General features: G+C 65.0%; 15 protein-coding genes. 8 read left to right on the top strand and 7 right to left on the bottom strand.

The window, feature by feature from the left end; translation table 11 throughout:
* Positions 1-6: 6 nt before the first annotated feature.
* From G5S35_RS16155 to G5S35_RS16145, 3 genes are all read right to left on the bottom strand, one after another.
* Positions 7-189: a hypothetical protein gene (locus G5S35_RS16155; protein WP_065058906.1), complete on the bottom strand. Its 183-nt coding sequence runs from the start codon at positions 187-189 to the stop codon at positions 7-9.
* 7 nt (positions 190-196) lie between these two features.
* A complete protein-coding gene (locus G5S35_RS16150; protein ID WP_065058964.1) occupies positions 197-1,471 on the bottom strand; it encodes a c-type cytochrome in 1,275 nt (424 codons plus the stop codon).
* A 103-nt stretch (positions 1,472-1,574) separates the two neighbouring features.
* Positions 1,575-2,180 (bottom strand): c-type cytochrome, encoded by a 606-nt coding sequence (locus tag G5S35_RS16145; protein ID WP_110328222.1) that lies wholly within the window; start codon positions 2,178-2,180, stop codon positions 1,575-1,577.
* A gap of 325 nt (positions 2,181-2,505) precedes the next feature.
* On the opposite strand from G5S35_RS16145, the gene G5S35_RS16140 reads away from it, so the two are divergent.
* The gene (locus tag G5S35_RS16140) at positions 2,506-2,757 is read left to right on the top strand and encodes a hypothetical protein (protein WP_183039203.1); all 252 of its coding nucleotides are present in this window, start codon (positions 2,506-2,508) and stop codon (positions 2,755-2,757) included.
* A gap of 33 nt (positions 2,758-2,790) precedes the next feature.
* The gene (locus G5S35_RS16135) at positions 2,791-3,531 is read left to right on the top strand and encodes a FadR/GntR family transcriptional regulator (RefSeq protein WP_065058905.1); all 741 of its coding nucleotides are present in this window, start codon (positions 2,791-2,793) and stop codon (positions 3,529-3,531) included.
* Between the two features lie 58 nt (positions 3,532-3,589).
* On the opposite strand, the gene G5S35_RS16130 is transcribed toward G5S35_RS16135, so the two are convergent.
* Positions 3,590-3,874, bottom strand: coding sequence for an XRE family transcriptional regulator (locus tag G5S35_RS16130; RefSeq protein WP_065058904.1), 285 nt, complete (start codon positions 3,872-3,874; stop codon positions 3,590-3,592).
* A gap of 26 nt (positions 3,875-3,900) precedes the next feature.
* Entirely contained in the window at positions 3,901-4,260 is a 360-nt protein-coding gene (locus G5S35_RS16125; protein WP_237181422.1) for a type II toxin-antitoxin system RelE/ParE family toxin, read from the bottom strand.
* 387 nt (positions 4,261-4,647) lie between these two features.
* Between G5S35_RS16125 and G5S35_RS16120 the strand changes: the two genes are divergently transcribed.
* The 4 genes from G5S35_RS16120 to kdgD all read left to right on the top strand — a co-directional run bounded on the left by G5S35_RS16120 (position 4,648) and on the right by kdgD (position 9,500).
* Complete coding sequence (locus G5S35_RS16120) at positions 4,648-5,985, top strand: MFS transporter (RefSeq protein WP_183039201.1); 1,338 nt, start codon at positions 4,648-4,650, stop codon at positions 5,983-5,985.
* A gap of 37 nt (positions 5,986-6,022) precedes the next feature.
* The gene (locus G5S35_RS16115; protein WP_065058901.1) at positions 6,023-7,099 is read left to right on the top strand and encodes a lactonase family protein; all 1,077 of its coding nucleotides are present in this window, start codon (positions 6,023-6,025) and stop codon (positions 7,097-7,099) included.
* 89 nt (positions 7,100-7,188) lie between these two features.
* On the top strand, positions 7,189-8,538 hold the full coding sequence (gene gudD, locus G5S35_RS16110; RefSeq protein WP_183039200.1) for a glucarate dehydratase: 1,350 nt from the start codon (positions 7,189-7,191) through the stop codon (positions 8,536-8,538).
* A gap of 44 nt (positions 8,539-8,582) precedes the next feature.
* Positions 8,583-9,500, top strand: a complete 918-nt coding sequence (gene kdgD, locus G5S35_RS16105) for a 5-dehydro-4-deoxyglucarate dehydratase (RefSeq protein WP_065058900.1) — start codon at positions 8,583-8,585, stop codon at positions 9,498-9,500.
* Between the two features lie 124 nt (positions 9,501-9,624).
* Here kdgD and G5S35_RS16100 read toward each other — a convergent pair whose 3' ends face one another.
* On the bottom strand, positions 9,625-9,885 hold the full coding sequence (locus G5S35_RS16100) for an H-NS family nucleoid-associated regulatory protein (protein ID WP_065058899.1): 261 nt from the start codon (positions 9,883-9,885) through the stop codon (positions 9,625-9,627).
* Between the two features lie 132 nt (positions 9,886-10,017).
* Between G5S35_RS16100 and G5S35_RS16095 the strand changes: the two genes are divergently transcribed.
* Positions 10,018-11,091, top strand: a complete 1,074-nt coding sequence (locus G5S35_RS16095; RefSeq protein ID WP_373681642.1) for a hypothetical protein — start codon at positions 10,018-10,020, stop codon at positions 11,089-11,091.
* Positions 11,092-11,103: 12 nt separating this feature from the next.
* On the opposite strand, the gene G5S35_RS16090 is transcribed toward G5S35_RS16095, so the two are convergent.
* A complete protein-coding gene (locus G5S35_RS16090; protein WP_080180445.1) occupies positions 11,104-11,814 on the bottom strand; it encodes a cytochrome b/b6 domain-containing protein in 711 nt (236 codons plus the stop codon).
* 166 nt (positions 11,815-11,980) lie between these two features.
* Between G5S35_RS16090 and G5S35_RS16085 the strand changes: the two genes are divergently transcribed.
* Positions 11,981-12,580 (top strand): TMEM175 family protein, encoded by a 600-nt coding sequence (locus G5S35_RS16085; RefSeq protein ID WP_065058897.1) that lies wholly within the window; start codon positions 11,981-11,983, stop codon positions 12,578-12,580.
* The last annotated feature ends 20 nt before the right edge of the window (positions 12,581-12,600 follow it).

Here is a 12,600-nt window from a genome sequence, read left to right as displayed (position 1 = left end):
GCCCGCTTATTGGATGACGCCGCGAGGCAGGAACACGAGAAAGTAAAACGCGAACCAGATCGCGAACACGATGGCCGTGGCGATGCCCGCGAGCGCGAGCGCGCCGCCCGGACCGCGCCGCACGATCTCGTCGACCTGTTCGTGCTGCGGGCGCTCGCCCGGTTGTTCGGGAACGGAAGTTTCGATCATCGCGGCCTCAGAAAAGCGGCGCCGAACGCAGCGCGTTCACTTCATGTTCGGAAACCGGCGTGCCGTGATTGCCCCACGCCGTGCGGATATAGGTCACGACAGCCGCCACTTCCTCGTCGGAGAGCGATTGCGCGAAAGGCGGCATGCCGTACGGCATCGGATTCTTGCGCGTGCCGGGCGCATAGCCGCCGTTGAGCACCATGCGGATCGGATTCACCGCCGAGTTCATCTGGATCGACTGATTGTTCGCGAGCGGCGGGAAATGCGGCAGCTTGCCCTGACCTTCGGTCGCGTGGCACACGGCGCATTGCGCTTCGTAGATCTTCTTGCCGAGCGGCGCGAGACGGTTCGCTTCCTCGGTCACGAAATCGCTTTTCGGCGATTTGTCGACTTCGGACGAGTGGCCGGGCAGCGACTTCAGATAGACGGCCACGGCGCGCACGTCGTCTTCGGTCAGATACTGGAAGCTGTCGTAGACGACTTCGGACATCGGCCCATAGACGGCGCCGCGATTCGACACGCCCGCGTGCAGCAGGTCGACGATATCCTCGATGCTCCAGTCGCCCAGACCCGCTTCCTTGTTCGACGTGAGCGACGGCGCATACCAGTTCTGCAACGGAATCAGGCCGCCCTGGAAGGCCTTCGAGGCCGAGTTGCCGCCCAGCGCGTTGATGGCCGTGTGGCACATCGTGCAATGGCCGAGACCTTCGACCAGATACGCGCCGCGATTCCATTCCGCCGATTGTTTCGGATCGGGCTTGAACTCGCCCTCGCGGAAATAGAGCGCGCGCCAGCCGAGCAGCAGCGAGCGCTGGTTATACGGAAAACGCAGCGTGTGCGCGCGATTGGGCTGATGCACGGGCTGCGTGGAAAGCAGGTAGGCGTAGATCGCGTCGGAATCGGCGCGCGTGACCTTGGTGTACGAGGCGAACGGCATCGCGGGATAGAGCAGCGTGCCGTCGCGCGACTTGCCCTCGTGGAGCATGCGATAGAACTCGTCGGCGGTCCAGGCGCCGATGCCGTACGTCTTGTCCGACGAAATATTCGGCGTATAGAGCGTGCCGAACGGCGTCTCCATGGGACGGCCGCCGCCGAACATCTGCTGCGACGGCACCGTGTGACACGCAATGCAGTCGCCGGCGCGCGCGAGGTATTCGCCGCGCGCAATCTGCCCGGCGTGGGCGGCGACGGGCTTCGCGTTCGCCGACGCGGCGGCTGCGGCGGCGCTCGCCGCATTGGCGGCATTCGCGGAAGGCGCGGCGGTCTGCGCGCTCGCGCTCAGGGCGAACGCGCAGCAAACGGCCAGCGGCGCCAGCAAGGCCGGCAGGCGCGAGGAAAAACGCAGCGAAGTGAGGATTCGATGTTTGCGCACGTCGAGGCCTCGGCTAGTGGGGGACGCTGCCGCAGGCGAGCGGCAGGGGCGCGGGCGGCGCGGGCTTCGGATCGGCGGGCGCCGGCTGCGCGGCCAGCCACGCGGCGATGGCCGTGATGTCGCGTTCGGCGAGATGCGAGGCGATATCGTGCATGCAGTCGGGGCTCGCGGCGCGGCGCGTGCCGTAGCGGAACGCCCCCAGTTGCGCGCTGATGTAATCCGCGTGCAGGCCGACGAGGCCCGGAATGGCCGGCTCCATGCCGGTCAGCCCGGCGCCGTGACAGGCGGCGCACGCGGGCACGTTGCGGTTCGGCGCGCCGTTGAGCACGAGCGATTTGCCGAGCGCGAGCAACGCGGCGTCGACCTTCGGCGTGGCGGGCGGCGGGTAGGGCGGATGCTGCTGCGCGAAGAAGTCCGCGATCTGCTTGAGGTACGCGTCGGGGAGATACGCGAGCAGGTAGTTCATCGGCGGATAGCTGCGGCCGCCGTCGCGAAACGCGATCAGCTGGTTGTACAGATAACCGGCCGGCTTACCCGCGAGCCGCGGGAAGTAGTCGTTGTCGGTGCCTTCGCCGTGCGCGCCGTGGCAGGCGGCGCAACCCATCACGCGTGCCTGCATCGTATCGGGCGCGGGCTCAGCCGGCGGTGCCGCGAACAGCGGCGCCCAGGGCAGGACGAGCGCGGCAATGAAGAGGACGAAGCGGGTTCTCAATGATTCCCTCGTTGCGGATTGTGGCGACACAAACGCGGTGCGATTCGATATCAGTTGAGGCGTCGTCCGGTGTGGGGCAGCTTTCGTTCTCTTTGGCAGCCGATGTTCCGGCAGTCCGGCGCGCATCCTCTGATCGACATTATCAAGAAAAATGCCGTCGATGCACGTGAAGGTGTGCAAAAAAACTGTAAGTGGAGAAGTGGATTAACAGGTTTGCTAACGACCCGATCGCATGTTTGTTTTCGTCTTCAGCATTGGCGGCGAGACAGTGATGCGGCTTTATCTCTGCATTTTATTCGGATGGCTAATCAATTTTGACATGATCGATTCGCGTCACTATGCGGGGGAAAGATTCCGCCGGGCGCCGGTTCGGCACGGTTGTCCGATAACTGCCGGCGCGACGCTCCACGCCCGCCAAGCGCTGTTACGCGACGCTTTTGGCGCGCCAACGCCCGCAAACCATCAGTTGTCCGACGACGTATAATAATTCCCTAAACCGAATGACAAGGAGGGGACGATGGCCGCATCGCTCGCCGCGCCGATACCCGCGCGCAACCGCAACCTGGCCGAGCAGGTCGTCGACTTCATCAACCAGCAGATTGGATCGCGCGCGTTGAAGCCCGGCGACAAGCTGCCCACCGAAAGCAGTCTCATGACGCAACTGGGCGTGAGTCGCACGGTGGTGCGCGAGGCCATTTCGCGGCTGCAGGCCATGTCGGTCATCGAGACCCGGCACGGCATTGGCAGCTTCGTGCTGGAGCCGCGCCGCGAACCGCTCGAACTCGACGTCGTGCCCGCCAGCACGCTCAACGATCTGCTCTCGGTGCTGGAGTTGCGCATCAGCCTGGAGACCGAGTGCGCCGGACTGGCCGCGCAGCGCGCGAGCGAACGCGATCTCGCGAACATCCGCACGGCGCTCGACGCGATCTCGGCGGCAACTCACGCGGGCGGCGACAGCGCAGGCGCGGACCTGGCGTTCCATGTCTCCGTGGCGCGCGCCACCGGCAACCGGTATTTCGTGGACATCCTCACGCAGATGGGCGCCGCGCTCATTCCGCGCCATCGCATTGATTCGGCCGGTATTGCGCACCGCGATCCGAAGACTTACGCCGAACTCGTGAACCGCGAGCACGAAAGCATTTTCGAGGCGATCGCGCGTCAGGACCCCGAGGGCGCGCGCGCGGCCATGCGCATGCATCTGTCGAGCAGCCGCGAACGACTGCGCCGCGCGGCAACGGCGCCTGGCGGCAAGGTCTAATCGCCGTTCGCGCATGACACGCGGCGAAAGCGACGCTCAGGCGATGCTCAGGCAGCGTTCAGGCGCAGAGTTCGAACCTGAACTTCTTCCCGAGCGCGGCGGCGGCGCTGGCCAGCGTGGTGAGCGTGAGGCTGGTGTCGTTCTGGTCGAGCAGGCGGTTGAGCGCCGCGCGGCTCGTTTTCATTTTCGCGGCCATTTGCGTCTTGGTCAGTTGCTGCGCCTTCATTTCCTGCTCGATCTGCCACGCGATCACGCGCTTGATGGCCATGGCCGTCGATTCTTCGAGCAGACCTTCCCCGGCGAGAAAGTCGTCGAAATTTGCGCCGATATGTTTGTTCGTCATGCCGTGCTCCTTGTGCGCGGGGCGCGCTAGCCGTTTTTCAATTGACGTAACCGCTCTCTTGCCAACTCCAGATCGTCTTGTGGCGTGCCGTGCGACTTCTTGATGAAGCCGTGCAGCAGGACGAGGGCGTTGCCCGCGACCGTGAAGAAAACCCGGGCGATGCGCAGCGGCAAATGCACGCGGATCTCCCACAGATCGCGCTCCAGTTTGCGCACGACCGGCATGCCCAGCGGCCAGCCGATCTGCACCACCTTGATTTCCTCGCCGATGGCCTTGCGGTCGGCAGCCTCGAGATCCTTGAGCCATAGCCGAACCGGTTCGTTGCCGGAACCGGTTCGGAAAAAGTGCACGACGAGCGGCGAGACGTAACGATTAGGGTGATTCAAATGTATCAACATTGGTACGAAATATCAAGCCGATGGAGTTTGATCTTACGTAGCGATGTGATGCGAAAAGACTCGGCCAAATGGCTGGGTCGGCAGCGGAAGTTGATGTGGATGCCGGTTTGATCGGCTGCCCCAGCACGCGGGCAGCGCACGCCAGATGGGCCAAGTAAGTCATCGTACAACTAGGCGAAGTTATCGACTGACCGGCCTTTAATGGGAGCGATGTTGCTTGCTCTGATCGCATTTTCACGGCAAATCTAGCCAATTTTCAGGGTAAACACCCAATAGAATCCCACCCGTCTCCTCCCTACAATGTCGTCAGACAACGTACCATGAAGCGCCGCACACGGACCCCGATGCGCGGACGCCGCTCAGGAGACAGCCCAGATGTCCATTCCCGCCAAGCGTCACGACGACCTGCTGGATTCGGCCAGCGCCAAGGTCATGCGGCACGTGCTGCCGCTCTTCCTGATCATGTTCATCGCGAACTACATCGACCGCGTGAACGTCGGTTTCGCGAATGCGCACATGGAGGCCGATCTGGGCCTCTCCGCGGCGGCCTACGGGCTCGGCAGCGGTCTGTTTTTCATCGGTTACGCGCTGTTCGAAGTGCCGTCGAACATGCTGATGCAGAAGTACGGCGCGCGCGCCTGGCTCACGCGCATCATGGGAACGTGGGGTCTCGTGGCGGGCGCGATGGCGTTCGTGCAGAACGACACCTCGTTCTATCTGCTGCGTTTTCTGCTCGGGATCGCCGAAGCGGGGTTCTTTCCGGGCGTGGTGTATTACTTCGCGCAATGGCTGCCGCAGCAGGCGCGCGGCAAGGCGGTGGCGGTGTTTCTGGCGGGCTCGGCGTTCGCCTCGGTGCTGTCCGGGCCGATCACGGGCGCGCTGCTCTCGGTGCGCGGTTTCGGCCTCGCGGGCTGGCAGTGGATGTTCCTGATCGAAGGCGCGTTCTCGATCGTGCTCTGCGGCGCGAGCTGGCTGCTGCTGAAGTCGCGCATTCGCGACGCGCACTGGCTCACGCACGAAGAGCAGGGCGCGCTCGAAAGCTACATGGCGCGCGAACAGGCCGAGCGCGAAGCCGCGACCGGCACGCACGTGCCCGTCATGCGCCTGCTGAAGGATCCGCAGATCGTGCTGTTCTGTTTTCTCTACTTCGCGATCCAGCTCACGATCTACGCGGCCACGTTCTGGCTGCCGACGATCATCCGCAAGATGGGCAGCCTGACGGATTTCCAGGTGGGCCTCTACAACGCGATTCCGTGGATGATCGCCATCGTCGCGATGTACTGCTTCGCGCTGCTCTCGGCGAAATGGCGCTTCCAGCAGGCATGGCTCGCGCTGGCGCTGGTGATTGCCGCGTGCGGGCTGTTCGCGTCGACCTCGGCGAATCCGGTGTTTTCGTTCGTCGCGATCTGCTTTTCGGCGATTGGCTTCAAGGCCGCCTCGTCGCTGTTCTGGCCGCTGCCGCAAGGTTATCTCGACGCCCGCGTGGCTGCCGCCGTGATCGCGCTGATCAATTCGCTCGGCAATCTGGGCGGATTCTTCGCGCCCGCCACCTTCGGCTATCTACAGCAGCACACCGGCTCGATCGCGGGCGGCCTGTATGGACTCGGCGTGACGTCGCTGATCGCCGCGGCCGCCGCGTTCCTCGCCCGCAACAAACCGACGCGCCGCGCGTTCGGCGACGAAGCAGAGTCCGTCCATCGTGGCGCACACTGAGGCTTTCGCCACGACCGCGACCACTGAGGAAACGCTCATGCAAGACCGCTACTTCGTCTACGTTTCGAACGCCAACGACGGCGAGATCGACGTGCTGCACCTGGACGCCAACGCCGCCACGCTCACGCCGCACGCGCGCACGGCCATCGCGCCGACCGTCATGCCGATGGCGCTCGCGCCCGACCGCCGCCATCTCTATGCCGTGACGCGCGGTTCGGACCTGCATCTGTATCGCTACGCGATCGATGCGCACAACGGCACGCTGACCACGCTCGGCCGCGCGCCGCTCGATTCGAGTTTCGCCTATCTGTGCGCCGATCCGCTCGGGCGCTTTCTGCTCGGCGCCTCGTATGGCGAGCATCGCGTGTGTCTGTATCGCACGCAGGACATCGACCAGGGCCTGGGTGGACCGCTGCAGACCGTGGAAGGGATCCAGAACGCGCATTGCGTGATCGTTTCCGCCGACGGGCACTTTGCGTACGCCTCGTCGCTCGGCAGCGACCGCGTGTTCTGCTTCGCGCTGGAAAACGAGGGGCGCCTGCGCGAGATCGGCGCCGTGGATCTCGGCAAGGGCTTCGGTCCGCGCCATCTGTGCCTGTCGCCCGACGAGAAGACGCTTTACGTGCTGAGCGAATTCCGCGCCACCGTGGCCGCGTTGACGCGCGACGCGCAAACCGGCGCACTTGCGCCCGGCCACGTCTCGCCGCGCGCCGCCGACCTCGCGCATCTGAACGACGGCTTCGCGCGCCCGAGTTCGTCGGACCCGGTGCAGCCCGATCCCGCCGAACTGGCGAAGCTGGTCTGGGCCGCCGATATCCACGTCTCGCCCGACGGCCGCTTCGTCTACGCCTCGGAGCGCACGACCAGCCGCCTGCTCACGTTCGCCGTGCAGCCCGATGGCGCGCTCGACTACGCCGGTTGCGTCGATACCGAAACCCAGCCGCGCGGTTTCCGCCTCGATCCCTCGGGCCGCTTTGCGGTGGCCTGCGGAGAGAAGTCACCGCATGTCTCGCTGTATCGCGTCGATGCGCAGAGCGGGGCGCTCACGCTCGCCGCGCGCTGCGCGGGCGGACACGGTGCGAACTGGGTGGAGATCGTCGCCGCCCCGGCCTGATTTCGGCACATACCGTTTTGACCGACCGACTGGCGCGGGACGCTCGCCCGCGCCGCCTTTAAACAGCGCTTTCAAGCAGGTAAGCCTTCATGTCCACACCGACCGTCCAACCGAACGCCACGCCCGTCGTGACCGAACTGCGCGTCGTGCCCGTCGCGGGCCGCGACAGCATGCTGATGAATCTCTCCGGCGCGCACGGCCCGTTCTTCACGCGCAACGTCGTGCTGCTGCGCGACAGCGCGGGCAACACCGGCATCGGCGAAGTGCCGGGCGGCGAGGCGATCCGCAAGACGCTCGACGACGCGCGCGCGTTCGTGGTCGGTCAGTCGATCGGCAATCTGCAGGCGGTGCTCAACACGGTGCGCAAGCAGTTCGCCGATCGCGACGCCGGCGGCCGCGGCCTGCAGACCTTCGACCTGCGCACCACGATTCACGCCGTGACGGCGCTCGAAGCGGCGCTGCTCGATCTGCTCGGCCAGCATCTGAACGTGCCGGTGGCGGCGCTGCTCGGCGAAGGACAGCAGCGCAGCGAAGTGGAGATGCTCGGCTATCTGTTCTTTATCGGCGACCGGCGCCAGACCGATCTGCCGTACGCGAGCGGCGCGGAAGGCCGCGACGACTGGGAGCGCCTGCGCACCGAAGCGGCGATGACACCCGAGGCCGTCGTGCGCCTGGCCGAAGCCGCCAGAGCGCGTTACGGCTTCAACGATTTCAAGCTCAAGGGCGGCGTGCTGGCCGGCGACGCCGAAATGGACGCGGTCACGGCGCTGGCCGAACGCTTTCCCGAGGCGCGCGTGACGCTGGACCCGAACGGCGCGTGGTCGCTGGCCGAAGCGATTCGCCTGTGCCGCGACCAACACGACGTGCTCGCCTACGCCGAAGATCCGTGCGGCGCGGAAAACGGTTACTCGGGCCGCGAAGTGATGGCCGAATTCCGCCGCGCGACCGGCCTGCCGACGGCCACCAACATGATCGCCACCGACTGGCGTCAGATGGGGCACGCGATCCAGTTGCAATCGGTCGATATTCCGCTCGCCGATCCGCACTTCTGGACCATGCAGGGCTCGGTGCGCGTCGCGCAGATGTGCAACGACTGGGGCCTCACGTGGGGCTCGCACTCGAACAATCACTTCGACATATCGCTCGCGATGTTCACGCACGTGGCCGCCGCCGCGCCCGGCAAGATCACCGCGATCGACACGCACTGGATCTGGCAGGACGGCCAGCGTCTCACGCGCGAGCCGCTGCAGATCGTGGGCGGCAAGGTGCAGGTGCCGCAGAAGCCCGGCCTCGGCATCGACATCGATCTCGACGAACTCGACAAGGCTCACGCGCTGTATCAGCAGCACGGACTCGGCGCGCGCGACGACGCGATCGCCATGCAATACCTGATTCCCAACTGGACGTTCGACCACAAGCGTCCGTGCCTCGTGCGCTGAACGCAGGCTCGCCCGATATCGCCATCATCACAGGATCCCCGACCATGACCACGCCGCAAGAACTCAAGCAGATCGTTTCCGAAGGGCTGCTGTCGTTCCCCGTCACCGACTTCGACGCGCAAGGCAATTTCCGCGCCGATACCTACGCCGAGCGCCTCGAATGGCTCGCCCCGTATGGCGCGAGCGCGCTGTTCGCGGCCGGCGGCACGGGCGAATTCTTCTCGCTCACGAAAAGCGAATACTCGCAGGTCATCAAGACCGCCACGGAAACCTGCAAGGGCAAGGTGCCGATTCTCGCGGGCGCGGGCGGCGCGACGCGCGTGGCCATCGAGTACGCGCAGGAAGCGGAGCGCAACGGCGCGCAAGGCATTCTGCTGATGCCGCATTACCTCACGGAAGCCTCGCAGGAAGGCATCGCGGCGCACGCGGAGCAGGTCTGCAAGGCCGTGCCGAAGATGGGCGTGATCATCTATAACCGCGCGAATTCGAAGCTCGGCCCGGACATGCTCGAACAGCTCGCCGACCGTTGCCCGAACCTGATCGGCTTCAAGGACGGCGTGGGCGAGATCGAGGCGATGGTGACGATCCGCCGTCGTCTGGGCGACCGCTTCTCGTATCTCGGCGGCCTGCCGACAGCGGAAGTGTATGCGGCGGCGTACAAGGCGCTGGGCGTGCCGGTGTATTCGTCGGCGGTCTTCAACTTCATTCCGAAGACGGCGATGGACTTTTATCGCGCGATCGCGGCCGATGACCACGCAACGGTCGGCAAGCTGATCGACGACTTTTTCCTGCCGTATCTGAAGATCCGCAATCGCCGCGCCGGTTACGCGGTGAGCATCGTGAAGGCGGGCGCGAAGCTCGTCGGCCACGACGCGGGTCCGGTGCGCGCGCCGCTCACCGACCTCACGGCCGAGGAGATGGAGCAGCTCGACGTGCTGATCAAGAAGCTGGGCGCGCAGTAAGCTGGCCGATCAGCGCGCATCGCAGGAAAAAAAGCCCGCGAACCGTGATGGTTCGCGGGCCATTTTTTATCGTGCGCGCACGCGTTTATTTCAATCGTTTATTTCAACGGTTCAACGCAGATGTTCAATTTGCGCCGGAGCCGCCGAAAAGATCGAGATTGCCGTGGTCGGCATCTTGCGCGGACGCATTCTTGCGCGAACGGGCCGCGCCTTTTTTCTCGCGTTTCGCGCGCGGTTTGCCGAACAGGTCGTCCGGCGTGAAACCGAATTCGGCGATGGCGGCGCGGGCGGCCGCGAGTGCTTCGTCGGCCGCCTCGGCGCGCAACGCATCGATACGCGCGTCGAGCGCACGCTTTTCGGCGAGCAATTCGAGGTAAGTTGCCATGTGCGGTCGTGTCGAATGAAGTGAACGGGATCGCCCGATTTTACGTCAAGCGGCGCGCGCGAGGCATGTGACTTGCTAGCTGCATCGGCTGTTGCCTCACCGACGACCGAAGCCGACATGATTTCATTTCGCCTGCTGCCGCGGCGCCGCCTGATCGCCGCTCTGTGTCCACTCCTCATGACGTCCGGCTGCGCCTGGTTCGGTCCGCACATGTTGCGCACCGATCAGGTCGATTACGAACGCGCGCTCGGCGACGCCAAGAAACGCGAGATGCTCGCGACCATCGTCGGGTTGCGTTTCGGCGATTCGCCGTCGTTCGTCGCGGTGAGCCAGATCATCGCGTCTTACACGTTCGAGGCCAACGCGGGCGCGATCGCGGAGGGCGGTTCGAGCACGGCGGGCACCAGCTACGGCCAGGCGAGCGTGGGCGCGACGTACTCGAATCACCCGACCTTCACCTTCGTGCCGACCACGGGCGAGGCGCTCGCCACGGGCTATATTCGCCCGCTGCCGACCGAACTCGTGCTGCCGCTCGCGGACAGCGGCGTGCCGATCGACCTGCTGCTGCGCCTCTCGGTGCAATCGGTGGGCGGCCTGCAAAACGCCGCGCCGCTCGGCGGCCCAACGAGCGACGGCAGTCCCGGCTTTTTCGAACTGCTGCGCGCATTGCGTCGCCTGCAACTCGCGGGACAACTCACCGTCAGCTACAAGGAAGATCCGGTGGATCACTCGCATCGCGTGACGATGACACTCGGCAGCGAAGACGCGCCGCCCGAAACGAAAGCCGATCTCGACGACGTGCGCCGTCTGCTGAAACTCTCGCCGGTCGTGCGCGAATATCCGGTCGTGTACGGTCCCGCGAACGGCGACGGCCGCAGCATCCGCATGGTGACGCGTTCTGTGATGGGCATTCTGACCAATCTCGGCGCGCAGATTTCCGTGCCCGAAGACGATGTGAAGCGCGGCGCGACGATTCCCACCGTGCATCTGATCGGCGGCGAAACGCGGCCCACGATCATCGTGCACGTGGGCAGCAAGGCGCCGCCCGATGCGTATGCCACGATCGGTTATCACGACGCCACTTACTGGATCGAGAACGACGATTTCGATTCGAAATACGCGTTGACGGTGCTGCAGAATCTGATCGCGCTCTCGCAGGCGAATCAGGATCAGAAGGCGCCGATACTCACGGTGCCGGCCGGCTGACGCGCCCGAGCGTCACAGATACATCGCCAGCAAGGCCGTCACGAGCGCGGCGCAGCCCATCAGCAGCGCCGCGAGCCAGAGCGAGGCGCGCGCGGGCGCACGCACCGTGGCGGGCAGACGCTTGCGGCCCGTGAGCATCGGGCCGAGCAGATTGTGGCCCTTGGCGAGCGCATAGACGCCGATCGCGCAGACATGCAGCACGACGGCGATGGCGAGCACATCCCAGCCGTAGGCATGCAGCGCCGAAATCGCGTTCGCGAATGCGGCGCTCACGTACTCCGAAAGCGGGCCTTCATCCTCGATATCGTTGTTGACGTAGAGACCGCTGAGCGTTTCGACGAACAGCAACGCGAGCAGCAACAGCACCATCCAGCCGCCCGCCGCATTGTGGCCCACCTGGGTGTCGGGCTCGCGCCGCAAGACGTGGCGCAGATGCCGCCACGCGGCAAGCGGCGACGCCACGAAGCGCCCGAAGCGCGCGGTCTCGCTGCCGAACCCGCCCCATAGCAGACGGAACAGCACCAGCGCGAGCAGCGTTTCGCCGGCGCGCACGTGCAACTGCATCCAGTTGAAATGCTGCGAAATCCACGCGACGCCGACGAGCAATACAGCGAGCCAGTGAAAGAGCCGGGTCGGCAAGTCCCAGACGCGCACGCTGCGCGAGGGTGCAGCGGCGTCGGTTGCGTTCGCGGGTGGGGCGGTGGCGCGTCGGTCGGTATCCATGGGCGAGCCCGATTCGTCAGACGATGTAGCGCGCCGCTTACGGCGGCATCGGGAGATTATCGCGCGATGGCGGCAGGACGTAGCATCGCACGCCGGTTTCAGCGATACTTCGGCCATACTTTCGCGCGCCTTACTTCGTCTGCGAACCCCTCGAATCATTGAGCCAATGAACAAGAACCGACTCGAAGCGTTCAGCGATGGCGTGCTCGCCATCATCATCACGATCATGGTGCTGGAACTCAAGGTGCCGCACGGCGACAGCATCGCGTCGCTCGCGCCATTGTGGCCGACGTATCTGAGCTACGTGCTCAGTTTCATCTACGTGGGCATCTACTGGAACAATCATCATCACATGATGCACGCGGCGCGCAGCGTGAACGGCACCGTGCTGTGGGCGAATCTGCATTTGCTGTTCTGGCTTTCGCTGCTGCCGTTCACCACGGGCTGGATGGGCGAAAATCATTTCGGGCGCTGGCCGACCATGCTGTATGGCGTGAATCTGCTGCTCTGCGCGATTGCCTATGTCGTGCTGCAAGGCTGCCTCGTGCGCTATCACGGTGCGCAAAGCGCGCTGGCGCAAGCGCTCGGACGCGATTACAAAGGCAAGTTGTCGGTGGTGGGATATCTGTTGGGAATCGGCTGTGCCGCTGCCGATTACGCGCATTTCGGCGCGCTGTTTTTCCTGCTCGTCGCGCTGCTGTGGCTCGTGCCCGACCGCCGCATGGAACGTCTCGTGACGGCTGCGCACGACCATCCGGAAGCGTAAAACACGCGCATGACAGAATG

The sequence above is a fragment of the Paraburkholderia tropica genome (assembly GCF_014171495.1).
Classification (GTDB): Bacteria; Pseudomonadota; Gammaproteobacteria; order Burkholderiales; family Burkholderiaceae; genus Paraburkholderia; species Paraburkholderia tropica.
Note: the sequence above shows the minus strand (reverse complement) of the source record. Positions and strands in the feature narration are given on the sequence as shown.